This is a genomic window from Pseudomonas sp. URMO17WK12:I12 (genome assembly GCF_000514395.1).
Lineage (GTDB): Bacteria > Pseudomonadota > Gammaproteobacteria > Pseudomonadales > Pseudomonadaceae > Aquipseudomonas > Aquipseudomonas mucoides.
Map to the genome: position 1 here is coordinate 126,653 of NZ_AZVV01000009.1, position 25,830 is coordinate 152,482.

The 25,830-nt window shown below is 58.7% G+C and carries 25 protein-coding genes; 14 read left to right on the top strand and 11 right to left on the bottom strand.

Annotated features, from left to right (window positions below):
• Positions 1-278 precede the first annotated feature (278 nt).
• The 11 genes from D882_RS0113130 (at position 279) to D882_RS0113180 (ending at position 14,842) form a co-directional block, all read left to right on the top strand.
• A complete protein-coding gene (locus D882_RS0113130) occupies positions 279-1,583 on the top strand; it encodes a nitrate/nitrite transporter (RefSeq protein WP_027923685.1) in 1,305 nt (434 codons plus the stop codon).
• Positions 1,561-2,958, top strand: a complete 1,398-nt coding sequence (locus D882_RS0113135; protein ID WP_027923686.1) for a NarK family nitrate/nitrite MFS transporter — start codon at positions 1,561-1,563, stop codon at positions 2,956-2,958. Before D882_RS0113130 ends, D882_RS0113135 begins: the two co-directional genes overlap by 23 nt.
• Before the next feature lie 69 nt (positions 2,959-3,027).
• Positions 3,028-6,801, top strand: a complete 3,774-nt coding sequence (locus tag D882_RS0113140) for a nitrate reductase subunit alpha (RefSeq protein ID WP_027923687.1) — start codon at positions 3,028-3,030, stop codon at positions 6,799-6,801.
• Between the two features lies 1 nt (position 6,802).
• On the top strand, positions 6,803-8,341 hold the full coding sequence (gene narH / locus D882_RS0113145; RefSeq protein WP_010460230.1) for a nitrate reductase subunit beta: 1,539 nt from the start codon (positions 6,803-6,805) through the stop codon (positions 8,339-8,341).
• 2 nt (positions 8,342-8,343) lie between these two features.
• Positions 8,344-9,099, top strand: a complete 756-nt coding sequence (narJ, locus tag D882_RS0113150; RefSeq protein WP_027923688.1) for a nitrate reductase molybdenum cofactor assembly chaperone — start codon at positions 8,344-8,346, stop codon at positions 9,097-9,099.
• Positions 9,092-9,772: a respiratory nitrate reductase subunit gamma gene (gene narI, locus D882_RS0113155; RefSeq protein WP_010460234.1), complete on the top strand. Its 681-nt coding sequence runs from the start codon at positions 9,092-9,094 to the stop codon at positions 9,770-9,772. Before narJ ends, narI begins: the two co-directional genes overlap by 8 nt.
• A 10-nt stretch (positions 9,773-9,782) precedes the next feature.
• Entirely contained in the window at positions 9,783-10,742 is a 960-nt protein-coding gene (locus tag D882_RS0113160; RefSeq protein ID WP_027923689.1) for a peptidylprolyl isomerase, read from the top strand.
• Positions 10,743-10,767: 25 nt separating this feature from the next.
• Positions 10,768-11,760: a GTP 3',8-cyclase MoaA gene (moaA, locus tag D882_RS0113165; RefSeq protein WP_027923690.1), complete on the top strand. Its 993-nt coding sequence runs from the start codon at positions 10,768-10,770 to the stop codon at positions 11,758-11,760.
• A gap of 174 nt (positions 11,761-11,934) precedes the next feature.
• Complete coding sequence (locus D882_RS0113170) at positions 11,935-13,950, top strand: ribonucleoside triphosphate reductase (protein WP_027923691.1); 2,016 nt, start codon at positions 11,935-11,937, stop codon at positions 13,948-13,950.
• A gap of 32 nt (positions 13,951-13,982) precedes the next feature.
• Positions 13,983-14,150, top strand: coding sequence for an anaerobic ribonucleoside-triphosphate reductase (gene nrdD / locus D882_RS0113175; RefSeq protein ID WP_017338867.1), 168 nt, complete (start codon positions 13,983-13,985; stop codon positions 14,148-14,150).
• Complete coding sequence (locus tag D882_RS0113180; protein ID WP_032833513.1) at positions 14,147-14,842, top strand: anaerobic ribonucleoside-triphosphate reductase activating protein; 696 nt, start codon at positions 14,147-14,149, stop codon at positions 14,840-14,842. The genes nrdD and D882_RS0113180 overlap by 4 nt, the downstream gene beginning before the upstream one ends.
• A gap of 1 nt (position 14,843) precedes the next feature.
• Here D882_RS0113180 and D882_RS0113185 read toward each other — a convergent pair whose 3' ends face one another.
• The 5 genes from D882_RS0113185 to D882_RS0113205 all read right to left on the bottom strand — a co-directional run bounded on the left by D882_RS0113185 (position 14,844) and on the right by D882_RS0113205 (position 18,377).
• Positions 14,844-16,223, bottom strand: coding sequence for a 4Fe-4S binding protein (locus tag D882_RS0113185; protein WP_027923693.1), 1,380 nt, complete (start codon positions 16,221-16,223; stop codon positions 14,844-14,846).
• A complete protein-coding gene (locus tag D882_RS0113190; protein ID WP_027923694.1) occupies positions 16,211-17,065 on the bottom strand; it encodes an FTR1 family protein in 855 nt (284 codons plus the stop codon). The genes D882_RS0113185 and D882_RS0113190 overlap by 13 nt, the downstream gene beginning before the upstream one ends.
• Before the next feature lie 22 nt (positions 17,066-17,087).
• Positions 17,088-17,420, bottom strand: a complete 333-nt coding sequence (locus D882_RS0113195; RefSeq protein WP_027923695.1) for a cupredoxin domain-containing protein — start codon at positions 17,418-17,420, stop codon at positions 17,088-17,090.
• Positions 17,421-17,951, bottom strand: a complete 531-nt coding sequence (locus D882_RS0113200) for an iron transporter (RefSeq protein WP_027923696.1) — start codon at positions 17,949-17,951, stop codon at positions 17,421-17,423. It lies immediately after the preceding gene.
• A gap of 87 nt (positions 17,952-18,038) precedes the next feature.
• Positions 18,039-18,377, bottom strand: coding sequence for a hypothetical protein (locus tag D882_RS0113205; RefSeq protein WP_027923697.1), 339 nt, complete (start codon positions 18,375-18,377; stop codon positions 18,039-18,041).
• A gap of 157 nt (positions 18,378-18,534) precedes the next feature.
• Here D882_RS0113205 and D882_RS0113210 point away from each other — a divergent pair, with 157 nt between their 5' ends.
• Positions 18,535-18,774, top strand: coding sequence for a DUF3079 domain-containing protein (locus D882_RS0113210; protein ID WP_027923698.1), 240 nt, complete (start codon positions 18,535-18,537; stop codon positions 18,772-18,774).
• A 260-nt stretch (positions 18,775-19,034) separates the two neighbouring features.
• The gene (locus D882_RS0113215; protein WP_027923699.1) at positions 19,035-19,316 is read left to right on the top strand and encodes a hypothetical protein; all 282 of its coding nucleotides are present in this window, start codon (positions 19,035-19,037) and stop codon (positions 19,314-19,316) included.
• 662 nt (positions 19,317-19,978) lie between these two features.
• On the opposite strand, the gene D882_RS0113225 is transcribed toward D882_RS0113215, so the two are convergent.
• Genes D882_RS0113225 through D882_RS0113235 form a run of 3 tightly spaced genes read right to left on the bottom strand, consistent with a single transcriptional unit; the run spans position 19,979 to position 23,954 of the window.
• Complete coding sequence (locus tag D882_RS0113225; protein ID WP_027923701.1) at positions 19,979-22,015, bottom strand: LTA synthase family protein; 2,037 nt, start codon at positions 22,013-22,015, stop codon at positions 19,979-19,981.
• A 32-nt stretch (positions 22,016-22,047) separates the two neighbouring features.
• Positions 22,048-22,659: a hypothetical protein gene (locus D882_RS0113230; RefSeq protein ID WP_027923702.1), complete on the bottom strand. Its 612-nt coding sequence runs from the start codon at positions 22,657-22,659 to the stop codon at positions 22,048-22,050.
• Positions 22,656-23,954, bottom strand: a complete 1,299-nt coding sequence (locus D882_RS0113235) for an exo-alpha-sialidase (protein ID WP_027923703.1) — start codon at positions 23,952-23,954, stop codon at positions 22,656-22,658. The genes D882_RS0113230 and D882_RS0113235 overlap by 4 nt, the downstream gene beginning before the upstream one ends.
• 262 nt (positions 23,955-24,216) lie before the next feature.
• On the opposite strand from D882_RS0113235, the gene D882_RS0113240 reads away from it, so the two are divergent.
• Positions 24,217-24,513, top strand: coding sequence for a hypothetical protein (locus tag D882_RS0113240; RefSeq protein WP_228758757.1), 297 nt, complete (start codon positions 24,217-24,219; stop codon positions 24,511-24,513).
• Positions 24,514-24,727: 214 nt separating this feature from the next.
• On the opposite strand, the gene D882_RS0113245 is transcribed toward D882_RS0113240, so the two are convergent.
• From D882_RS0113245 to D882_RS0113255, 3 genes are all read right to left on the bottom strand, one after another.
• Positions 24,728-25,093, bottom strand: coding sequence for a YidH family protein (locus tag D882_RS0113245; protein WP_027923705.1), 366 nt, complete (start codon positions 25,091-25,093; stop codon positions 24,728-24,730).
• A gap of 113 nt (positions 25,094-25,206) precedes the next feature.
• Positions 25,207-25,395 carry a DUF2892 domain-containing protein gene (locus D882_RS0113250; protein ID WP_027923706.1) on the bottom strand — a complete coding sequence of 63 codons (189 nt, stop codon included), beginning with the start codon at positions 25,393-25,395 and terminating at the stop codon, positions 25,207-25,209.
• A gap of 13 nt (positions 25,396-25,408) precedes the next feature.
• Entirely contained in the window at positions 25,409-25,828 is a 420-nt protein-coding gene (locus tag D882_RS0113255; protein ID WP_027923707.1) for a DUF6691 family protein, read from the bottom strand.
• Positions 25,829-25,830: the final 2 nt, after the last annotated feature.

Here is a 25,830-nt window from a genome sequence, read left to right on the forward strand (position 1 = left end):
AAAACAAAGCATGTGGAACCCCAGGTCAGGGTTTTGCCGCCGATCCCGGGCGCGCTACCTCTAAAGAGTTGTCGACTGATCCTTGTCAGAAAAAACCTTGGCGAAAAACCTTAAGACACTGATAAACAAACGGTTTTAGGGTTTTTCTGTACTACCTCCTTAGAGGTAGACCCCGCAAGCATAGGCCTATGCCCCCATGGGCTTCGTTGATGCAGGTCAAGTTTTTGCGGGGTTGGCCTCTCTAGTCTGCCGCCATGGCTAACTGACTGGAGAGCATTGTGACCGAACCCCGTGTACGACAAGGCCTGGTGCTGGGCATGAGCACATTGGCCTTCACTGTCTGCTTCATGGTCTGGATGATGTTTGCCGTGCTCGGGGTGCCGATCAAGGACCTTCTCCAGCTCAACGAAACCCAGTTCGGCCTGCTGGCCGCGACGCCGGTGCTGACCGGTTCGCTGGTGCGTCTGCCACTGGGGCTGCTGACCGACCGCTTTGGTGGGCGCAGCGTGTTCTTCCTGCTGATGCTGGCCTGCGTGGCGCCGCTGTACCTGATCAGTCACGCCACCGCCTATTGGCAGTTCCTGGTGCTGGGCTTGTTCGTCGGCCTGGCCGGCGGCTCGTTCTCGGTGGGGATTGCCTACGTCGCCAAATGGTTCGACAAGGAGAATCAGGGCTTCGCCATGGGCATCTTCGGCGCCGGTAACGCCGGAGCCGCGGTGACCAAGTTTCTGGCCCCGGCATTGATCGCTGCCGGCAGTTGGCAGTTGGTGCCGAAAGTTTTCAGCGCCATTCTATTTATCACCGCGCTGTTGTTCTGGTTCCTCAGCGCCGAGAACAAAAACCACCGCAGCGCTTCGGGCGCCACGTTGCGTGAGCAATTGAGTTCGCTGAAGGACCCGGCCGTGTGGCGCTACTGCCAGTACTACTCGATCGTCTTCGGTGGCTACGTCGCCCTCGCACTGTGGATGACCAAATACTACGTGCAGGAATACGGTTTCAGCCTGCAAAGCGCGGCGCTGCTGGCGGCCTGTTTTTCCCTGCCCGGAGGCGTGCTGCGTGCGGTCGGTGGCTGGATGTCGGATCGCTGGGGTGCGCAAAGCGTGACCTGGTGGGTGTTGTGGATCAGCTGGATCTGCCTGTTCCTGCTCTCGTATCCCCAGACCCAACTGCAAGTACAAACGATCAACGGCCCGGTGGATTTTCACATCGGCCTCAACCCCGCGCTGTTCACCGTACTGCTGTTCGTCATGGGCATCGCCTTCGCGTTCGGCAAGGCCTCGGTCTTCAAATACATCGCCAATGACTACCCGAAAAACATGGGCGCGGTGTCCGGCATCGTCGGCCTCGCCGGTGGCCTGGGCGGCTTCGTGTTGCCAATCCTGTTCGGCGCCCTGGTGGACCTCACCGGCGTGCGCTCTTCCTGCTTCATGTTGATGTACGGCGTGGTCTGGGTCTCCCTCACCTGGATGTACTTCAGCGAAATACGCAAAAGCCCGGTGCTGGGTAAAGCGCCGCTGCTTGCACCTTCCCCGATTTCCAGCCTTGCCCTAGGAGAAGAACATGTCCGTTCTGCAAAAGCCTGACAAAGGCCCGGTCATTCATGACTGGCGCCCCGAGGACCCCGCGTTCTGGGGAAGTAGCGGTAAACAGACCGCCACGCGCAACTTGTGGATTTCCATTCCTGCGCTGCTGCTGGCCTTTGCGGTGTGGATGGTCTGGAGCACGGTGATCGTGCGTTTGAACGCCATCGGTTTCTCCTTCACCACCGACCAGCTGTTCTGGCTGGCGGCGTTGCCGGGGCTGTCCGGGGCGACCTTGCGGGTCTTCTATTCCTTTATGGTGCCGATCTTCGGTGGCCGTCGCTGGACCGCCCTGAGCACCGCGTCGCTGTTGCTGCCATCGATCTGGATGGGCTTCGCCGTGCAGGACCCGAGCACCTCCTACAGCGTGTTCGTGTTGATTGCGTTGCTCTGCGGTTTTGGTGGCGGCAACTTCGCGTCGAGCATGTCCAACATCAGTTTCTTCTACCCCAAGTCGCAGCAGGGCACGGCCCTTGGCCTCAACGCGGGGCTGGGTAACCTGGGCGTCTCGGTGATGCAGTTCTGTGTGCCACTGGTGATTACCTTCGGTGTGTTCAGTTTCATGGGCGGCTCGCCGCAAGCACTGCCGGACGGTGGCCAGTTGTGGTTGCAGAACGCCGGCTTCATCTGGGTGCCGTTTATTGTCCTGGTGACCGTGCTGGCCTGGTTTGGCATGAATGATCTGTCCAGTGCCCGGGCCTCGTTCAGCGAACAGGCGGTGATCTTCAAACGCAAACACAACTGGCTGATGTGCTGGTTGTACCTGGCGACTTTCGGTTCGTTCATTGGCTTTTCCGCCGCGTTTCCGCTGCTGATCAAAACCTCCTTTCCCGACGTGATTGCCTTGAAATTCGCCTTCCTCGGTCCGTTGGTAGGTGCGCTGGTACGGCCATTGGGCGGCTGGCTGGCGGACAAGCTCGGCGGTGCGAAGGTCACCTTGTGGAACTTCGTGCTGATGATCGTGATGGTCTTCGGTGTTCTGCACTTTCTTCCCGAAAGTGGCCAGGGCGGCAACTTCTACGGCTTCCTCGGCCTGTTCATGCTGCTGTTTATCACCACCGGCGTCGGCAATGGCTCCACCTTCCGCATGATCCCGGTGATCTTCCGCACCCAGCATGAAAAAGCCTCGGCCGGAAAATCAGCCGCCGTGCGCGAACAAGCGCTGAAAAATGCCGGCAAAGAGTCAGCCGCCGTCCTGGGCTTCAGTTCGGCCATGGGCGCCTTCGGGGCGTTCTTCATTCCCAAATCCTTCGGCACTTCGATGGCCCTGACCGGCGGCCCGGAGATGGCCTTCTACATGTTCGTCGGCTTTTACCTGAGCTGCATCGTGGTGACGTGGTGGTGGTACGCGCGCAAAGGCGCCGCGACACCCTGCTGAGTCGAGCCGAATCCAACCATTGCGTGGGCGGGGCACAGACCCCGCGACAAAGCCTGAGAGGACTACACCGTGAGTCATTTACTGGATCAATTGCGGTTTTTCGACCGCAAGCAAAACGAGTTTTCCGACGGTCATGGCGAGACCCGCAAAGAGTCGCGTGACTGGGAGAACGTCTACCGTTCGCGCTGGCAGTACGACAAGATCGTGCGTTCCACCCACGGGGTGAACTGCACCGGTTCCTGCTCGTGGAAAATCTACGTCAAGAACGGCCTGATCACCTGGGAAACCCAGCAGACCGACTACCCGCGTACCCGTAACGATCTGCCGAACCATGAGCCCCGTGGCTGTCCGCGTGGTGCCAGTTACAGCTGGTACATCTACAGCGCCAACCGGCTCAAGTACCCGAAAATCCGCAAGCCATTGCTCAAGCTCTGGCGCGATGCGCGGCAGACCATGGCGCCAGTGGAAGCCTGGGCCAGCATCGTCGAGGACAAGGCCAAGGCCGACTCCTATAAAAGCAAGCGTGGCATGGGTGGCTTCATCCGCTCCAACTGGGAGGAAGTCAACGAGATCATTGCCGCGGCCAACGTCTATACGATCAAGCAATACGGCCCGGACCGGATCGTCGGCTTCTCGCCGATCCCGGCCATGTCGATGGTCAGCTACGCCGCAGGCTCGCGTTACCTGTCGCTGATCGGTGGCGCCTGCCTGAGTTTCTATGATTGGTACTGCGACTTGCCACCGGCCTCGCCGATGGTCTGGGGCGAGCAGACCGACGTGCCGGAATCGGCCGACTGGTACAACTCCAACTACATCATCGCCTGGGGTTCCAACGTCCCGCAGACCCGCACCCCCGATGCGCACTTCTTTACCGAAGTCCGTTACAAGGGCACCAAGACCGTTGCCATTACTCCGGACTACTCGGAAGTCGCCAAGCTCACCGACCTGTGGCTGAACCCTAAGCAAGGCACTGACGCGGCGCTGGCGCAGGCGTTCAACCATGTGATCTTCAAAGAATTCCACCTGGACAAACCGAGCGCTTATTTCACTGACTACGCCAAGCGCTTCACCGATTTGCCGGTGCTGGTGCTGCTCAAGCAAATGGTCGACAAGGCACCGGGCGCCGGTTACCAGCCGGACCGTTTCCTGCGCGCCAGCGACCTGACCGACAACCTCGGCCAGGAAAACAACCCGGAATGGAAAACCATCGCCCTCGACTTCAGCGGCGAACTGGTTTCGCCTCAGGGTTCCATCGGTTATCGCTGGGGCGAGAAGGGCAAGTGGAACATCCTTCCCCGTGAAGGTGGCGAAGGCCGTGAGATCGATCTGAAACTGAGTCTGATTGGCGATGACGTCGCCGAAGTGGCGTTCCCGTATTTTGCCGGCGAGTCCCACGAGCACTTCCAGCACGTGGCCGGCGATGCCGTGCAATACCGCCGCGTGCCGGTACACAGCGTGGTGCTGGCGGACGGCAGCGTGGCCAAGGTCGCCACCGTGTTCGACCTGTCGGCCGCCAACCTGGCCATCGATCGCGGCCTCGGCGGCGAAAATGTGGCCAAGGATTACGACGACGCCTCGGTGCCCGGCACCCCGGCCTGGCAGGAGCAGATCACCGGCGTCAGCCGCGAGAAGGCCATCCAGATCGCCCGTGAGTTTGCCGACAACGCCGACAAGACCAAGGGGCGCTCGATGATCATTGTCGGCGCGGCGATGAATCACTGGTACCACATGGACATGAACTACCGCGGGCTGATCAACATGCTCATGCTCTGCGGGTGTGTCGGCCAGACCGGTGGCGGTTGGGCGCACTACGTCGGCCAGGAAAAACTGCGTCCGCAATGCGGCTGGCTGCCACTGGCATTCGGCCTGGACTGGAACCGTCCGCCTCGCCAAATGAACGGCACCAGCTTCTTCTACGCCCACAGCTCGCAATGGCGTCACGAGAAAATGAGCATGCACGACGTGCTCTCGCCATTGGCCGATAAATCAAAATTCCCCGAGCATGCCCTGGACTACAACATCCGCGCCGAACGCGCCGGCTGGTTGCCCAGCGCACCGCAACTCAACACTAACCCTTTGCACATTTGCCGTGACGCGGCGGCGGCCGGCATGGAACCGAAAGACTACGTGGTCAAGTCGTTGCAGGACGGTTCGCTGCGCTTCTCCTGCGAGCAGCCGGACAGCCCGGTCAACTTCCCGCGCAACATGTTCATCTGGCGTTCCAACCTGCTGGGCTCCTCGGGCAAGGGCCACGAGTACATGCTCAAGTACCTGCTCGGCACCAAGAACGGAGTGATGAACGAAGACATCGGCCAGGTCGGCGACTGCAAACCCGAAGAAGCCGAATGGGTGGACGAGGGCGCCATCGGCAAGCTCGACCTGGTCACCACCCTGGACTTCCGCATGTCTTCGACCTGCGTCTATTCCGACATCGTGTTGCCGACCGCAACCTGGTACGAAAAAGACGACATGAACACCTCGGACATGCACCCGTTCATTCACCCGTTGTCGGCAGCGATCGACCCGGCGTGGGAATCGCGTTCCGACTGGGAAATCTACAAAGGCATCGCCAAGGCATTTTCCAGCATGTCCGAAGGGCACCTGGGCGTTGAAAAGGATCTGGTGACCATCCCGCTGATGCACGACAGCGTCGGCGAACTGGCCCAACCGTTTGGCGGCACCGACTGGAAAAGCGACGGCGTGGCACCGGTGCCGGGCAAAAACGCACCGAATCTGCACGTGGTGGAGCGTGACTACCCGAACATCTACAAACAGTTCTCGTCCCTCGGGCCATTGCTGGAGAAAAACGGCAACGGCGGCAAAGGCATCAACTGGAACACCGACGACGAAGTGAAATTCCTCGGTGAACTCAATCACAAAGAAGGCGATGCCGGTATCAGCCAGGGTCGGCCAAAAATCGACACGGCCATCGATGCGGCTGAAGTGATTCTGTCCCTGGCGCCGGAAACCAACGGCCAGGTGGCGGTCAAGGCCTGGGCCGCGCTGTCGGAATTCACCGGCATCGACCACAGCCACCTGGCGCTGTCCAAGGCCCACGAGGCGATTCGTTTTCGCGACATTCAGGCACAGCCGCGCAAGATCATTTCCAGCCCGACCTGGTCGGGCCTCGAAGACGATCACGTCAGCTACAACGCCGGCTACACCAACGTTCACGAAGGGATCCCATGGCGCACCATCACCGGTCGCCAGCAGTTCTACCAGGATCACCCGTGGATGCAGGCGTTCGGCGAGCAACTGATGAGTTATCGCCCGCCGGTCAACACCCGCACCATCGAAGGGGTGAAAGGCAAGCGCAGCAACGGCGAGATCGAAATCGTCCTGAACTGGATTACCCCGCACCAGAAATGGGGCATTCACAGCACCTACAGCGACAACCTGCTGATGCTGACCCTCAGCCGCGGTGGGCCGATTGTCTGGCTCTCGGAAAACGACGCGAAACGCGCCGGCATTGAAGACAACGACTGGATCGAGTGCTTCAACGTCAACGGTGCGCTGACCGCCCGGGCGGTGGTCAGCCAGCGCGTCAAGGACGGCATGGTGATGATGTATCACGCACAGGAACGGATCGTGAACGTGCCCGGTTCGGAAACCACCAAGACCCGTGGCGGCCACCACAACTCGGTCACCCGCGTTGTGCTCAAGCCGACCCACATGATCGGCGGCTATGCCCAGCAGGCCTACGGTTTCAACTATTACGGCACCGTCGGTTGCAACCGCGACGAATTCGTCGTGGTACGCAAAATGTCCAAAGTCGACTGGCTCGATGGTTCATCCGGCGATGACCTGCCGCGTCCCCTGCCGACCGATATCGAGGAGAACTGAGATGAAGATTCGCTCACAAATCGGCATGGTTCTGAACCTGGACAAATGCATCGGTTGCCACACCTGTTCGATCACCTGCAAAAACGTCTGGACCAGCCGCGAAGGCATGGAATACGCCTGGTTCAACAACGTCGAATCGAAACCCGGGATCGGCTACCCGAAAGAATGGGAAAACCAGGACAAGTGGAAGGGCGGCTGGATCCGCAATGCCAACGGCACGATCAACCCGCGCATCGGCGGTAAATTCCGCGTGCTGGCAAACATTTTCGCCAACCCGGACCTGCCGAGCCTCGACGACTACTACGAGCCGTTCGACTTCGATTACCAGCACTTGCACACCGCGCCACTGGGCGAGCATCAGCCCACCGCGCGTCCGCGTTCGCTGATCTCCGGCAAGCGCATGGAAAAAATCGAGTGGGGTCCGAACTGGGAAGAAATCCTCGGCACCGAATTCGCCAAACGTCGCAAGGACAAGAACTTCGACAAGATTCAGGCGGACATTTACGGCGAGTACGAAAACACGTTCATGATGTATTTGCCGCGTTTGTGCGAGCACTGCCTCAACCCGACGTGCGCGGCGTCGTGCCCGAGCGGTGCGATCTACAAGCGAGAAGAAGACGGCATCGTCCTGATCGACCAGGAAAAATGCCGGGGCTGGCGGATGTGCATCAGCGGCTGCCCGTACAAGAAGATCTATTTCAACTGGAAAAGCGGTAAGTCCGAGAAATGCATCTTCTGCTACCCGCGTATCGAAGCGGGGATGCCGACCGTTTGCGCGGAAACTTGCGTCGGGCGCATCCGCTACCTCGGCGTGCTGCTGTATGACGCCGACCGCATCAGCGAAGTGGCGAGCACCGCCAATGAGCAGGACCTGTACGAGAAACAACTGGAGATCTTCCTCGATCCGAACGATCCGGCAGTGATTCGTCAGGCCCTGGCCGATGGCGTACCGCAATCGGTGATCGATTCCGCTCAGCGTTCGCCGGTCTACAAAATGGCCGTGGACTGGAAACTCGCCCTGCCGCTGCACCCGGAATACCGCACCTTGCCGATGGTTTGGTACGTACCGCCGCTGTCGCCGATCCAGAACGCCGCGACCGCCGGCACCGTCGGCATGAACGGGGTGATCCCGGATGTCGACAGCCTGCGTATTCCCCTGAAGTACCTGGCGAACTTGCTGACGGCGGGTGATGAAAAACCGGTCAAGCGTGCGCTTAAACGCTTGCTGGCGATGCGCGCCTACAAACGTTCCGAGCAAGTCGACGGCGTGCAGGACCTGCAGGTGCTGGCGGATGTCGGCCTGAGCGTGGCCCAGGTCGAAGAGATGTATCGCTACCTGGCGATCGCCAATTACGAAGACCGTTTCGTGGTACCGAGCGCCCACCGTGAAGACGCGATGAGTGACGCCTTTGCCGAGCGCTCCGGTTGCGGTTTCAGCTTTGGCAGCGGCTGCAGCGGCAGTTCCGACACCAACATGTTCGGTGCGAAGAAAGCCAACCGCCGCGACATCCTGAAAACCGTCCAGTTGTGGGAGGAATGAGCATGCAAATTCTCAAAGTGATTTCGCTGCTGCTCGATTACCCGACCGAGACACTGATTGGCGGTCGCGACGAACTCGAGCAAGCGATCATCCAGTCACGGGAAATCAGCCCCAAGCAACGCGGCGCGTTGTTCGAATTGTTGGAGTTGATCTGCGCCAATGACCTGATGGATGGGCAGGAGCACTACGGTGCGCTGTTCGGTCGAGGTCGCTCGCTGTCGCTGCTCTTGTTCGAGCATGTGCATGGCGAATCCCGCGACCGTGGCCAGGCGATGGTCGACATGATGGCGCAATACGAAGAAGCCGGTTTTGCCATCGGTGTCAAAGAGCTGCCCGATTACATCCCGCTGTACCTGGAGTTCCTGTCCACCCGCGAAGACATCGAGGCCCGCGAGGGCCTGGCGGATGTGTCGCACTTGCTGGCCTTGCTCGCGGCGCGTCTGGAAGAGCGCGAAAGTGCCTATGCCAGCTGCTTCCGCGCGCTGCTGCAAATCGCCGGGGCCGAGCCGCATCAAGCGGTCGCCGACCTGCGCGAGCAGGTCGCGGCGGAGCCGCGCGACGACTCCCTGGAAGCCCTCGACAAGATCTGGGAAGAGGAGGCCGTGGACTTTCTCCAGGCCGAACAGCAGGACCGTTGCAGTGGACTGCCAAGCGCACCGGGCAAGGCCCGGGAAGAAAGCGCGGTGCCGTTGCACTGGGTGGATTTTCAGCATGAAGGGTTGGCCGTCGTGCCGGCCGAGGAGGTAGGCAATGTCTAAATGGAACCTGTTGTTGTTCGGGGTCTATCCCTACGTCGCCCTGGCGATTTGCCTGATTGGCAGCTGGGCGCGCTTCGATCTGTCGCAGTACACCTGGAAGGCCGGCTCGAGCCAGATGCTCAATCAGCGCGGCATGCGCGTGGCGAGCAACTTCTTCCACATCGGTGTGTTGTTCGTACTGGCCGGACACTTTGTCGGCCTGCTGACCCCGGCGTCGGTTTATCACCACGTGATCAGCACTGAGAACAAGCAGTTGCTGGCGATGGTGTCCGGTGGCTTCTTTGGTCTGTTGTGCCTGATTGGCTTGCTGATGCTGGTCAATCGGCGGCTGACCGATCCACGGGTCCGCGCCACTTCCAGCCCCTCGGACATTCTGGTGCTGCTGGTGCTGCTGGCGCAGTTGCTGCTGGGGCTGCTGACGATCGTTGCGTCCACCGCGCACATGGACGGCTCGGTGATGGTGATGCTCGCCGATTGGGCGCAGAACACCGTGTTGTTGCGTCCGGTGGAAGCAGCGGCGGCCATCGCGCCGGTCGGGCTGATCTACAAGCTGCATGTGTTTCTCGGTTTGACCCTGTTTGTGCTGTTCCCCTTCACCCGTCTCGTACACATGATCAGCGCACCGATCTGGTACCTGGGGCGTCGTTATCAAATCGTTCGTCAGAAGTACTGAGGAGACAATCATGTCAGGTGGATGCGGATGTGGTGGCGGTAATGGGGGCAGCGGTGGCTGCGGTTCTTCAAAAAAAGCGGAGGCCGTTCTCGACATGGCGCCGGTCGCAGAGGCGCAGTTCGAAGCGCTGCCGGTTGAGCCCGCAGGGGCCGATGACGCCCCGGCGCAGTTGATCGCCAGCAGTGAACAGGAGTGGCCGATCATCAGCGTCAACGAGGTGTCGATCACGCCGGAAGCGATGGCCCAGGAGCTGCAATATCACCCGGCCGAAAGCCGTGAGGAGGCGGTGTATCTGACCGCCCGGGCGCTGGTGATCCGCGAGTTGTTGCAGCAACGCATTGCTGAGCTCGGCGTGTCGTTGGAGATCGGTGCTGGCGAGAACGAAGAAGAAGCGGCCACTCGCTTGTTGCTCGAACGTGAGGTGAAAGTGCCGCAGTGCGACGAGGAGTCGAGTCTGCGTTACTACGAAAACAATCGCGGGCGCTTCCACAGTGCTCCGTTGCTGGCGGTGCGGCACATCCTGCTCGAATGTGCGCCGGACGATGTCGAGGCGCGCAGCCTTGCGCATGTTCAGGCGGAAATCCTGCTGCAACGTCTGGATGAATTCCCCGGCACTTTCGCCGAACTGGCGGTGAAATATTCGGCCTGCCCGTCGAAGGCTCAGGGTGGTTCTTTGGGGCAGATCAGTAAGGGCCAAACCGTGCCTGAACTGGAACGTCAGTTGTTCACTCTGGCACCGGGCCTGGCCAGCAAACCGCTGGAAAGTCGCTACGGCTGGCATGTCGTCAGTGTCGATCAGCGGATCGAAGGCATGCCGTTGCCCTATGAAGTGGTGTCGACGGCGATCCGCACGCAGTTGCAGCAAGGCGTCTGGCAAAAAGCCCTGGTGCAATACCTGCAAACCCTGATCGGTGCGGCGGATATTCGCGGTATCCATTTGCAGGGCGCCGACTCACCGCTGGTGCAGTGAGCATCGGGGCAAACCGGGAGATGTGATGAACGCTGTAATGCAGGATGGTTTTGGACGGCAGATTGATTATCTGCGGATGTCGGTGACGGACCGCTGTGATTTTCGCTGTGTGTATTGCATGGCGAAAAACATGACCTTCCTGCCGCGTCAGCAGGTGCTCACCCTTGAAGAGTTGCAGCGTTTGGCAACGCTGTTCGTTGGCCTGGGTGTACGCAAGATTCGCCTGACCGGCGGCGAGCCGCTGATTCGTCCGGGCATTGTCGAACTTTGTCGCAACATCGCCGCGTTGCCCGGTTTGCGCGAACTGGTGATGACCAGCAACGGCTCGCAGCTGGGCCGTCTGGCCCGGCCGTTGGTCGATGCCGGGGTGAAGCGGATGAACATCAGCCTCGATAGCCTGGACGGGCAGAAGTTTCGCGCGATCACCCGCATTGGCGATCTCGATCAAGTGCTCAACGGCATTGAGGCAGCACGGGACGCGGGGTTCGAGCGGATCAAACTCAACTGCGTGGTGATGAAGGGCCGCAACGTTGATGAAGTCCCGGCGTTGGTGCAGTACGCCATCGACCAGCGCATCGATATCAGTTTCATCGAGGAAATGCCCTTGGGCGATGTCGGGCGTTCCCGGGGTGAATCGTTTTGTTCCAGCGACGAGGTTCGGTCGCTGATCGCCAGCCAGCATCGGTTACTCGACAGCACCGAAAACAGCGGCGGACCGGCACGCTATGTGCGTCTGGAACGCCATCCCGAGACCCGGATCGGCTTCATTTCACCCAACAGCCACAACTTCTGCGGCAGCTGCAACCGGGTACGGATGACCGTTGAAGGGAAGCTGTTGCTGTGTTTGGGGCAGGACGATGCCCTGGATTTAAGAGGATTGCTGCGGCGTTATCCGCTGGATGATCAGCCCGTGATCAATGCCGTGCAGAAGGCCTTGCGCGGCAAGCCGTTGCGCCACGATTTCAGCCCCGACGGGGAGGTGCAGATTGTACGGTTCATGAACATGAGTGGCGGTTGAATTGCCCTGCACGGTTCCTAAAACACCGAAAACCCAATGTGGGAGCGGGCTTGTCACAGAATCACCGGAAAATCTTGATGTCGATCAATTGCAGATCAGCGCTTTGTCCGTAGTCTTCACTGCATGTTGTGTTTTGTTGTCAGTAAACATCTATATGTAGTATCTGGAGGCCAAATGCAGAGCACGCTGATCGCAGTAGGATGTAACCGCTTGCACAAACGCGATGGCAGTCAGGTCGCCTTCGATGCCGACAAAATCCGTCAGGCATTGATCGCCGCCGGCAAGGCGACGGGGGAGTACGGCGAGGTTGAGGTTGAAGGCTTGCTGAACGCGGTATTGGCCAGGCTCGAAGGTTTGCCAAGACTCCATGTCGAGCAAATCCAGGACCGTGTTGAACGGGTGTTGATGGACGCCGGTTTTTTCCTCGCCATGCGCGCCTACATCGTCTACCGCGAACAGCACGGGCGCTTGCGCCGCGACCGCCGGACCATGGTCGAGGTGGCGACTTCGATGAACGAATACCTGGACCGTGAAGACTGGCGGGTCCAGGCCAACGCCAATCAGGGGTATTCACTGGGCGGTCTGGTGTTGAATGTGTCGGGCAAGGTCACTGCCAACTACTGGCTGGACGAGGTGTACAGCGAGGCCATAGGCCAGGCCCACCGCGAGGCGGATTTGCATGTGCACGACCTCGACATGCTCGCCGGTTACTGCGCCGGCTGGTCGCTGCGCACCCTGTTGCACGAAGGGCTCAACGGTGTGCCGGGGCGTGTTGAAGCCGGTCCGCCAAAGCACTTGAGCAGTGCCTTGGGGCAGATGGTGAATTTTCTCGGCACCCTGCAAAACGAATGGGCCGGCGCCCAGGCGTTCAGCTCGTTCGACACCTATCTGGCGCCCTATGTGCGCAAGGATCAACTGAGTTTTCAGGAAGTTCGCCAGGCGATCCAGGAGTTCATCTACAACCTCAATGTACCGTCACGCTGGGGCACGCAGACGCCATTTACCAACCTGACCTTCGACTGGGTGTGCCCCCAGGATTTGCGTGAGCAAATACCCGTCATCGGCGGTGAAGAAATGCCGTTTGCCTATGGAGACCTGCAAGCCGAAATGGAGCTGCTCAACCGCGCTTACATCGAAGTGATGCAGGCCGGCGATGCGAAAGGGCGGGTGTTCACCTTTCCGATCCCGACCTACAACATCACCCATGACTTTCCGTGGGACAGCGAAAACGCCGATCGTCTGTTCGAGATGACCGCGCGGTACGGCCTGCCGTATTTCCAGAACTTCCTCAATTCTGACCTGCAACCCAATCAGGTGCGTTCAATGTGCTGCCGTTTGCAGCTGGATGTGCGCGAGTTGCTCAAGCGTGGCGGCGGCTTGTTCGGCTCAGCGGAACAGACCGGATCGCTCGGCGTTGTCACCATCAACTGCGCACGGCTGGGCTATGTGTTCAAGGGTGACACCAGTGGATTATTGCAGCGCCTGGACACACTGATGGAACTGGCGATGGAAAGCCTGGAGGTCAAGCGCAAGGTGATTCAGCACCACATGGATGCCGGTTTGTACCCGTACACCAAGCGCTACCTCGGAACCCTGCGCAACCATTTCTCGACCATCGGCCTCAACGGCATGCATGAAATGCTGCGCAATTTCACCGGCGACGAGGAGGGCATGCACACCGAGCATGGCCGGCAGTTTGCCCTGAACATGCTCGATCATGTGCGCGCCACGTTGCTGCGTTTCCAAGAGGAAACCGGCCATATGTACAACCTGGAAGCGACGCCGGCCGAGGGCACGACTTACCGCTTCGCCAAGGAAGACCTCAAGCGTTACCCCGGCATTCTCCAGGCTGGCAGCGTGCAAGCGCCGTATTACACCAACTCTTCCCAACTGCCCGTGGGCTACACCGAAGACCCCTTTGAGGCCCTGGAGCTTCAAGACGAACTGCAATGCAAATACACCGGCGGCACCGTCTTGCATCTGTACATGGCCGAGCGGATTTCCTCGACCGAGGCGTGCAAGCAACTGGTGCGCAAAGCCCTTGGCCGCTTCCGCCTGCCGTACCTGACCGTGACCCCGACGTTCTCCATCTGCCCGGTGCACGGCTACCTCGATGGCGAGCATGAGTTCTGCCCCAAATGCGACGAGGTCTTGCTGCTGCAAGAACAGAAGCTCGGCACCGTTCATTGATTTCGATCCACTCAACCGCAAGGAGCTTCACCATGACTGCATCGCAAACACTGCCCCAGGCTCAACGTCAACGCTGCGAAGTCTGGACCCGGGTGATGGGCTATCACCGTCCTGTGTCGGCGTTCAATCCGGGTAAACAGTCGGAGCACCGTGAGCGGGTGCACTTCACTGAAAGCGCGGCGCTGGCCGGGCGCCAATGAGTCGAACGCTCCGGGTCGGGGGCATGGTGCCCCTGACCACTATCGACTATCCGGGACAGCTCGCCTGCGTGCTGTTTTGCCAGGGGTGCGCCTGGCGTTGTCGTTATTGTCATAACCCGCAGTTGATCCCGCCTCGTGGCACAGACGAAGTGGATTGGCGGCGGGTTTTGGCGTTTCTGCAACGTCGTCAGGACCTGCTCGATGCGGTGGTGTTCAGCGGTGGTGAGCCGACCTTGCAGGACGGCTTGCTCGGCGCCATGGACGAGGTGCGGGCGATGGGGTTTCGCATTGGTTTGCACAGTGCCGGTATCAAGCCGGCTGCGTTCGCCAAGGCATTGCCTGGCGCTGATTGGGTCGGCTTCGATGTGAAGGCGCTGCCCGAGGATTGCCAGGCGATCACCCGGGTCGAAGGCAGCGGAACCGCCAATTGGCGCAGTCTTGATCATCTGCTGGCCAGTGGTGTCGATTATGAATGTCGTACCACCGTGCACTGGCATCTGTTCGAGCCGGCGCGGTTACTGGTCCTCGCGCAGCGTTTGAGCGAACTCGGCGTCAAGCGTTTCGCCGTGCAACTGGTTCGCACCGAGCGGATGTTCGACCCGTTGCTGGCGAGCGTTTCGGCACAAGAGCTGCTGCCAGAGTTGTGGGAGGCCATGCGCGAGTTGTTTCCGGCGTTTGTGTTGCGGGGATAACTTAGGCCCAGCCCCAGAATTGCAACCACCAGCCACATCCCACCATGCCGATGGCCAGTGACAGGCACAGACTGCCAGACACGGACCGCGCCAGGGAAAGACCTTCGCGGTCCAGCCGTTTCCAACCCAGCAGCAGGCTCCAAGCCATCGCAGCTATTAGCAAAGCGGCCCGGGCCGGTTGCACCCACTCCAGCAGCAAACCTTCATAGCGCAGCAGTTTCACTGTTGTCGCCGACAGTCCGAGAAACAATCCTGCACCACCCAGGGGCGTCAGTGTCAGTGCCAGGGGCAAATACAGCGCGCGATCCTGCGCCAGGCGGGCGGTCAGGCGCAGTAGGATCATCAACCCGGTGCCAAGAGCCAGCGAACTCAAACTCAGGTAAGCGACGATGCTGAAACCGTCGAGCCAGCTGAAGCTGTCGTTGAGCTGCGGGTAATGGGTCAGCAGCCACCAGGGAGCGTTGTCCTGCAGAGCCCAGAGCTGATCGTGTTCGACCAGCCACTGGGCCAGGTATTGTTTGAGGGCGACAAACCCTGGGCTGACCGTCCACTGAAACGCACCCATGGCCAAGCCGATCACGCCAAACAGCAGCAAGCGGGCGTCCCAGGGGGACAGGGTTTGCGCTGTCACGTGAAGAATCTCCTGATTGCTGGAGCGGGCGATCAGTTGCACGGCACCGCGTTGCCCGCTGCAGCGTCCGCAGGCGTGGCAATCACTGGCGCCTTGCAGGCGGCGGATATCAAGCAGGGGCGCGCAATTGGGTGGCGGCAGGCGCGGTGCGGAATTTTCAATCCAGCGTTGTTCATCGACCTGAAAGTGCACAGGGGCCAGCCGGGCGAGCAGGGCGAAGACGCCGCTGACCGGACACAGATAACGGCACCAGACCCGTTTGCCCCGGGCGAACAGCAAGCCGACGATGACCGCTGCCACAGTCGAGCCGCCAAGAATCAACAGCGCGGCCTGGGCGTAGTCATAGACGCTGATCAATTGGCCGTAGAGGGTCGTCAGGCAGAACGCCAATGTTGGCCAGCCGCCCCAGCGCAACCAGCGCGGCACACCCAGGCCTTTACCGTAATGGCTTGCCCATTCGCTGAGCGAACCTTCCGGGCACAGAACGCCACACCAGAGTCGGCCGAAGAACACCATCGACAGCAGCACGAACGGCCACCAGATCCCCCAGAATAGAAACTGCGCGAGCAAGGTCAGGTTGTCGAGTATCCGTGCCTGGCTGTCCGGCAGCGGCAACAACACCGGGGTTACCAACAGCACTGCGTAAAACGCGACAACAGCCCACTGCACCCCACGGATGACAGGTGCGTGGCGACGCATTCCATCACCCAGACGCTGGAGCCATCGATTGTGCCGGCTCAGGTCGGGCATGGCAGGTTTTCCGCAGTGCGTTGCCGTAGCCAGCCGCCGACGGCCAGCCAATAACCGATCCATGCCAACACGGTCAGGCCACTGGGACTTGCCCGATAACCGGCGAAACCTGCAAGAAAGCCACCCAATCCATGGCTGTCGCTCAGCAACGTGCTGCTGTCCCACAGCGCTTCGCCAACGAGGCTGTAAACCACGTCTGGCAAATCCAGGGCGAGCAGTTGGCCGCCGATTCGCTCAGTGCCGCTGACCAGCAACGCCGCACCGAGCATGAGCAAGATGACTTCGCTGAGGGCAAAGAACCGTTGCCATGAAATGAATCGGCGACTGCAGTGCAGCAGCGTAATGGTCAGCACCGACAGCACCAGTCCCAAAATGCCGCCGACGGCAAAAAAAACGAGTTGCGGACCTCGCAGCCGAGCCCCAGCGCCATAGAGAAAGACCACCGTTTCGCTGCCTTCGCGGCAGATCGCGAGCATGGCCAGCAGTAACAGACCTGCGCCACCTTGCCGGGCCAGGTGGCTATCGGCGTGTCGTCGCAAATCGTGGTTGAGGGTGCGCCCGTGACGGTGCATCCAACCCGCCATCTGCACGATCAACAGGCTGGCAGCCAGCGCGAGTGCGGCCTGGAACCATTCACTGGCCGACCCGCTCATGGCCTCGCCGGCAAACAGAATCAACACTGCCAGCAGACCCGAGAGCATCAACCCCAGCACCACACCCGCCCACAGGTATTTGACCAGCCGATGACGTTGGCCTTGCTGGCTGGCCCAGGCCTGGAGAATGCTGATCACCAGCAGCGCCTCGACGCTTTCGCGCCAGACGATGAACATTGATTGATTCATGAAAGCTCCGTGCGCCAACAGGTTATTTCGCGAGGATGCCGCCCTCGGGCAATTGCGGATTGAACTCGTCGAAAAAGGGGTAGTGACCGGGCCTCAGGGGGTGAATCACCACGAAGGTGGTCACGCCCGGCGACAGGACTTTTTCAACCCGCAACGGCGTGCTCTCGAACTCGGCCGGACCTTGGCCGACGTTCTTCAGAACAATCTTGAAGGGCTGTCCGGCCGGCACCTCCAGCAAGGCCGGCGTGAAGTGGCCATCGCGAAGGCTCAGTTCGTAACTGGGTAACTGGGCATAAACGGTCAATGGCACGACGGCTCCGGCGAGGGTCAGCCAGGCAATGTGCAGGCGCTTCATTCAATAGCCGCCTTTTTTGCCGATGCCGGCGTAGATGAATTCGTAGTGCAGTTCGCAGCGTTCGAACCAGGGGGCGACACCGGTTTCTTTATCGGTGTGGCGCCCGAGGGAGCCATGCCCGCCGGGTGGCAGAATGGTGAACGTCAGCTGATATTTACCGGGGCCAAGCAGCTTTACATTGTCGCCATAGTGCGGCCCGTCGTTGGCCACCATGGCGTGGAAATCGCCTTTGATCTCGGGCTCGCTGCCGTGTTTTTTCAGGCTGAAAGAAACGTTGAGGTAGGGCACAAAACTACCTTCCTGAAAGCCCTGTCGATTGTCCGCCATGGCGCGAATGTCGGCTTCCAGATGCACATCGGAATCTGCGGTGGCCCGCATCATCCCGGCAGGCTCCATCTCGATCGGCTGCAAGTACACCGCCCCGACTTCCAACCCGGGGCACGACTGTGGTTCACCGATTGGGTATTCCTTGGCATGAGCCAGCGGTGTAAGCATAAGCAGGGCAAGCGACAGCGAACAGGGGATGCGCATGATGTCTTCCTGGGCATTGGCGAGTAGGAGCCGGAGTCTAGGAAGCTTTGCTGCGAACAATAATGATTACTATCAAGTTTCGAGCAATTAAATCGACGGCTCATCACGCTGGCGAAATCGCTGGGCGCGCTCGACGCTGTGGGTCATCTGTTCGGCTGCGTGAATGGTCAGCGGATGCTGGGTAAAACCGGGTCTGGGGGAAATGTAGGTGGCCATCTCCCGCGCGACGGCGAGTTGGTGTTCCGATCCATCGGCCAGCAGGGCGATGACCAGGTTTTCCAGGGCAATCACTCGGACACGCAGATGAACCAGTTCGGCGTTGGTCAAGGCGGGCGGAGCGGTAAACGCTTTGTCATCGAGAGATGTTGCGGCATCTTGATCGTCCCAAGTTGATAGGCCGCTTGGGAAAGGATTTTTATTGAGCATGAGAGACGTCTCCAATTCTATTAAAGCATTAGCTTAGCCCCGGGATTGCGAAGGAGGTGAGCGCAGTCACCCGATGTCGATTCTTGATGTGTATCAAGGCTGGCTTTGCGTAACGTCTGTAGGTTGGAATAAAGCCTCCCAATGAACGGAGATCGGCATGGCCAAGAACTTCCCCATCAACCCCAAGCACCCCGAACGGATCTGTTGGGGGTGCGACCGTTATTGTCCGGCGAAGTCCTTGGCCTGTGGAAATGGTTCCGACCGAACGATGCACCCGGCCGAACTTTTCGGCGAGGATTGGCATGTGCCTGGTGACTGGGGCATCGAGAAGCTCATCACTACTGACAAGCCGACAGATGATGTAGCGGACACCTGGACTGGCAGTCAGAGCGAATAGGCTTAATTGTATGAGGGACAGCCATTTATTCCCCTGTGTCGTTAAGAGGCTTCAATGATTCTGACGATTAAAAAGTTGGTATTAACCTAGTTGGTATGTCGGATTAATTATTGATTTCCCAGTGTTCAAACAACCAGAATTTGTATTTGATGAAACCTGATGCCGCAAAAAAGCTAGCAGATATCGCATATTGACAGCTAATCAGGCTCAAATTACCATCCGGCGCCATTGGTAGTTAATACACTAAAGGCGAAGCAAAAGTGAAAAAGTTACTCTTTCTGCTGGCCCTGCTTTCCCCTGTTATGGTAATTGCTGGCGAGCCTGATCATTTTGCTATTTGCGATAAGCTCATGCCGGATATTGCGCATAGTTATGATGTGTACAACTTGGCGCTGGTGAATAATGGTAGTTCATATGTGCCGGGTGAAGGTGTTGTGCTCTGTGTGTATGACGGTGTTGTTCGGAAATTTTTCGGTGATAATGCTGTAAGAGTTATGGCGACATTTAATGTTGCCAGCAATAAATACAATGTCCGGTTCTGATAGTGGGTCGTCACTCGGGGGGGGGCGTTCTGACGCGCCTTCAGCGGGTTGTTGGAATCATGTTTTTTCATCATCTATATCAATGGGCGATCGTACTCGAAGCGTTAGCGGGCCCACGCCCTCGAATGCACGAGGGTGGACAGTAACGGTAGTAATTTCAAGGAGAAGGAGATGGCAAAGTACCTCATCGCTCATGTGCGTCAGGGTGGGCAAAACATGATAATTTTCCCACTGGATGCTTCATTCGGCAGTCAGTCTAACCACTCGCAAGAAGCGATTATGAGGACGTTTCAGTTAGCGGCTGCCGGCGCAAGTCTCGCGGGACATGTCGTCGTTATCTGGCGGTCGGGGAATCACACTTACTTCAGAGCACCCTATGCGTGGCACTCTTTTTTCACATCACCAGACGCTTATACATTTGTGATGAGCAACCTCAACAAAGAGCTAACGATCTAGCTCTTTTACAAGATCGCCAAGTTCTGTCGCGCAACATCATTGCAATCATCCTGGCAGCGCGGCATCACCCCTGCGGGTGGGCTTTATATTCATTCTTGAATCGTTAAGTCAGCCCGTAACTCCTGCATCGTGGGTAATCCCGGATTCCGGGATTACCGCACCTCCAGCAAGAACACACCTTCCCATGGTTGGCAAAAATCCCGGCGTTATTTCCGCACGTTCTGGTACAGCATCAACCGTGAGGTTTCATGCATGGCGCGGGTCAACTCTGACAATCGCTTGAACTCTTCGGGGTGTTGCTCGGCGACGTTGTCCAGCGGCGTCGGTGAGGCGAGGTCATGGAGAGTTGGCGAGCTGCCGTCGTGTTCCATCTGTAGCAAGTAATGTTGAGTCACGCCGGCAATCAGCGGGAACGTGCCTTCGCGCAACACCAATGGCACCACGCGTTCGCCTTCGGGTGCAGGTTGCTGAATATCACGTCCCATGCCGCTGTTGCGAAATTCAAGGCCGGCCATACCGGCCACCGTTGGCAGTAAGTCCACCAGGCCGACGGCTTCCTCGACCTTGCGCGTCCCGATCAGGGCGGGCGCGTGGATGATCATCGGCACTGCGTTGCTTTCCAGACCCAGTTGCTCGTAGGCCGGTGGCAGGAAAGGGATCTGGGCGATGCGGGTGTTGTGGTCGCCAAACAGCACGAAAATAGTGTTTTCGTACCAGCCGCCGGCCTTGGCAATTTCCATCAAGCGTCCGATGTTGAAGTCCAGCAAACGCACGGCGTTGTATTGTTCGACACTGCGCGAACCGGCGGCCTGGACTTGCTCCAGAGTAGGGTGCTTGACCTCGAATCCGTCGTTGCTCTTTGGAATCGTGAAGGGGCGATGGTTGCCGGCTGTTTGTACATAGGCGAAGAACGGTTTGTCCTTGGGCAGCGTTTGCAGGATCTGGTCGGTCTCTTTGAACAGGTCCAGATCCGAAATGCCCCAGACATCCACCACCGGGGATTTCCAGTCTCGCTCGTCGTACAGGCGAACGCCGTCAATGCTTTGTTTGATCAAGGCATTCATGTTGGCCCAACCGGCGTTGCCACCAATGGTGTAGATCTTCTCGTAGCCGGTGAAGGCATTGACCAGCGTGTTTTGGTTGGTGATCAGTGGATGACGCGTCGCGGTATCCTGGCGAGTAACGTCAGGTACCCCGCTGATGCTGGCCCAGACGGTTTTTGCGGTCCCTGTCACCGGCACATAGAAGTGCTTGAAGAACCAGCTCTGCGTGGCCAGGCGATCGATATTGGGCGTCGGATTAATCGGGTTGCCATAGGCCCCGACAGCGCTGGTGCCCAGCGACTCAAGCATCACGAACACCACGTTCGGTGGCCGCGAGCCCGCTACTTTGTAGGGTTGTGGTGCCTGGTGACGGACAAAGTCAAGGGCTTGTGGATCGGGTTTATCAACGCCCAGATAGTTAGTCATGACCGCATACAGTTCGCGTACTGTCGCTTCGTCATAGCGCGACTGGCCGACTTTGACGGTGTCGTAGAAGAAAATGACCGGGTTCAGGCCCAATGCGGCGATCTGGTTATTGCCCGAGAAGAACGCATCACTCCAGCGCAATGGCACCGGATTTTCAAGGTTCAAGTGCTCGACACGGCCCAAAATACCCAGCAGTACCAGCACGACCATCAACGCACTGCCCCACGCCGCGGAGAGCCGGTGAATGACGTTGCGGGGGCGGTCCAGCGTGACGCGCTCCAAACGGATCAGCGCCAGTGTCACGAACGCGACGGTTGCCAGCCAACCCAATGAAATCCAGATGACCGGGTAGGTTTGCCAGACCATATCACGGGATATTTGCGCATCCTCGATGAAGCGCAACACCGTGGCGTTGATCCTCACGCCGAGGTAGGCGTAATGGCCAAAATCGACGATGTAGATCAGCAGCATGGCGCTGAGAACGGCGACCAGATACCCCCGGGCGATGCAGCGAACGAGGTGGCTACTGATCAGGTTCCAGCGAGGGATCCAGGCCAATAACGCCAATGGCAGCATGACCAGAATGGCCAAGCGCAAGTCGAAGCGAAAGCCGATGCCCAGAGTTTCCAGAACGGCATTGTCGTCGCTCAGGGCTTTGGCGTCGAAACCGGAAAAGCCGAAAAAGAACACCACCCGCAGCAGTGCAAACAGCACAAACGCGATCGCTGTTGCGCCCAGCCAATAATGCAAACGTCTCGATTTCAGCCAGCCCATCGATGTTTCCCTATTAAGAATTTCGTTAATTTTCAAACGGATTCGTTTGGTATTGGGCGGCGCAGCGTGATGCATCGGCGATACGTCCAGCGCGTCCCCAGCACCAGCAGCGTCAGGCCGCAATACAGGCCCAGTAGTGGATCAATCAGGTAGTCCCAATAGTTGTGGGAAGGTTTGATCCCGGCGAGGAAGGCCAGGGTCGCGCTCGTCAACAACACGACGGCCAGGTAATTGCGCAGGTAAAACAGGCTGAACGTCAGCAGTGCAACGACAAACAACAGGGGGCGTGGGCTGAACCCCCGTCGGTAAGGGTCCAGATCACTCAAGCCCAGCGTTGCCGGATATAACACCAGGGCCATAACGGCGAAGAGGATCAGTACGCCGGTTTGATCACGCTGCGCGGGCGGCAACACATCCAGTCGACGCAGGCAGCCCCACCCCATGAACACCAATGAGGTGATCGCGAGGTCATCCATGTGGCTGCGCAAGTAAGCAGCCAGCGAAATCCCGTCCAGTGGTATGAAGCTTGCGACCAGCAATGTAAGCAACAGCGCGATGCGCCAGACCCTGTTCAGGCCAAAAGACGGCATTGCCAGGAAGATGATCATTGCGAAGCTGAGATGGGCTTGCCACAGGCTGATCATTTGAGACGCTCGGACAGCCAGATATCGTTGAAAGACACGTGTTTGATGAAGGTGTTGTTCCAGGTATAAACCAAGTGATACATCCCGTCGGGGCTGCGGATGAAGTACGGGTATTCGTATTCAAACTCACACCCTTCGCTTTTGCAGACGCGTTTGTCGAGGTTGTCGAGGAATCGCGCCTCCAGCGGTTGGCGGAGCTTGCCACTGGAGTCGCGGAACTCTTTCCCGATGAGTTCCTTGTAGGCGAGGGGTGAATACGGATCGCCCTCGGGGTCCGGTGATTTGTCCAGATCGCGCACCAGGCGCCAATCGTCCATTTTCGCATCGGTGAGATAGAGGCTCAGCTTGAAGCGCCCCTCTTGCAGGTCATTGAGCGCTACCAGCAATCCGTGTCCGGGCGTCGCAACGGCCGCCAACGAGGAATTGGGGTTCGATGGATCGAGCGGATAAGGTTCGCTCCAGGTCTGCCCGGCATCCTCGGTGCGGCTCGCCAGGACTCGGTGGTGCGTGTCGCCGGCATAACGCAACATGGCGATACCACGCTGACCGTCCAGCGGAACGACCGCGGGTTGCAATGAGTTATTGCCGTGGCTGATGCGGTATTTATCGATCACTTCACCGTCTGCGCTCAAGTACAGGTACTCGGCAAACTTGCCCAGAAACTCGTGGTAGACCGGCAAGCCGATGGAGCCGTCGGCATGGAACACCGGTGCCGACCGGACCAGGGTGCTGATGTTCAGAAAGGGTGAAGTGATTAATTGGCGCGGTGCCGACCAATTCATACCCAAGTCGTCTGAAACCATCACATTGACCGCGCTACCGGCCCAGCCGCCCATGGACACGGAGACGAAGAACAGCCACAGGCGATTGTCCGGCGCCAGTGCAATGACCGGGTTGCCCAGTTTCCGGATGTATTTTCGAGTGCTTTGCTGGGTCGATTCCCGAGTGGCCATGACCTGTTCTTCACCCCACTCGCCGGTACTCACGTTGAAGCGAGCGGAGCGCACCTGCACATCGGCGGCGCCTTCGCGAGTGCCGGCGAACCAGACCGCCATCAAGCTACCGTCAGGCAAGGCTGTTACCGCTGAAGAATGCACGAAGTCCACCAGCCCGGAGGAGGCGAAACGGCTGGTATAAATGGGTTTGGCCGTCTGATCCGTCACCGGCAAAACCGGGCTTGTCGGGGCAAAGGAGGAATGCTTGGGGGCAGGGTGGGTGAACCATGCGCCCGCAAAGAGGCAAGCAAGGGCGAGGTAAACACCTAGGGCCGGAATGCTGGGGAGCTTTATGTGCATGATGAAGGCGTTGGCATCTCATGGCCCGAAAAGGCGCACAAGCTAACACTCGGTAGTACCAGATCGGACTTTATGTATTTCTATTGTGTAAGCAGTTGTTTTGAGCGTGGGGCCCTGTTCGCGAACAAGGACTGATTGAGTCGCTGAGACCACCGGGTTAGATGGATTGCGCATTTATTCCAGGTGCGGGGAGCAATCGTGTTCGAGGAAAGCGCCTGACCCTGGAACACCCTCGCGGCGCGAGGTGGCAGGGGAGACAACGATGACAATGACGCTCGTATTGATGGGTAACTATGCGATCAAGGGGCCGTTCTGGGCACTTTGTTCCGAATCCCTGCCACCAGCGACTTTGGCCACCGGGATTGCGGCGATCAATACCTTTGCCCACCTGGGGACCGGCGCCATGAGCTCAGTGATTGGGGTGTTGCGTGATCAGACCGGGAGCTTTCCTATCGCACTGATGCCGCTCTGTGCATTGACCGCAATTGGTTCGCTATTGGTGTTTATGATTGGCAAAAAGAACCGTCGTGCGGCGCAAATCGCTTCGGTCAGCAATTAACCTATTCACTCGGGGGAGGCTCGGAATGGGCGGGCCTCCTCGTAGCCTATGATCCATTTTTCAAGATGTAGCGTTGATTGCCGAACTCGCTTGGACAAAACCGGGTAGACAAAGCTGGAGCCTGCACCGTTAACATCGGTTAGACGACCGTTAGACCCAAATATGCAGAAGCAGTGGTGGGAAAACCGAGCGAGATCAGGCAGGCCAGCCTCGCTCACATCATGGACAAATAGGCCATGAGCAAAACGCCCAGGATTGCCGTAATGACATTTATGCCAGGGCCAGCATTGACGCTGTAGCCAAGCGGGATCTCAACGGGTTTGAGGGTCTTGACTACCTTTTTGTATTGCCAGGATGACCAACAGGCAACCCATGAACCCAGCATCAGAAAAGCCAGTCCGATCCAGAACGAAAAATGTTTCCCAGGAGGACCCAGAACGCCCGGCTTCAGCATCTGCAGCAGTAGTCCGGATCGTTCAATCACAAAGCCAAATGCCATCAGCGAAAGGCTGGTTCGGTTCCATGCCAGCAACGTTCGCTCAGCGGCAAAGAACACGCGTGGATCGTTCAGGTCGGACATCAAAATCTCCTTGTTCAAACAAGTTTTGAAACTGCTCCGCTCAGAATAGTTTTAAACACCAGCAACCCACCACGGGCACCTTCAGGCACCCGCAAGTGTGCAACGGTGGTCGCTCAGCAACGGTTACAGGTTTTGATGCCTAGCAATGTATAGACAGGGCAGAAACGGAAAATGCCAGTGGCCAGCGGCACTAAACCTATCCAACCCCACACGCCGATTACACCGGACAGACTGAGGCCAATGAGCAGCAGACCGGCGATAATGCGCAGGCTGCGGTCAATGGTTCCAATGTTCGCTTTCATGGCGATCTCCCAATCAATGGCTGCGCCGGGTCTCCAGCGCAGTAAACAACAACATGCCGGCCAGCATGGCCAACATGAATACGATCACTTGCCAGCGTCCTGTCAGCAGAATTGCCACTGCGGGACCCGGACAGATGCCAGCGATTCCCCAGCCGATGCCGAACACCAGGCTCCCGCCAATCAAACGCGGGTCCAGCTCACGTTTGACCGGTAGCTGCATTGGCCTTCCCAGCAGCGAACTGGGTTGTTGTCGTGCCCAGGTTAGCGGGCCAATGGCCACACCAATTGCCCCGACCATGACCAACGCCAAGGAAGGGTCCCAAGCACCGGTTAGATCCAGGAAAGCGAGTACTTTGCCGGGGTTGGCCATGCCTGCCAGAAGCAGACCCAAGCCGAACAGCAGACCCGCAATGAACGCAGTCAGTTTGGTCATGT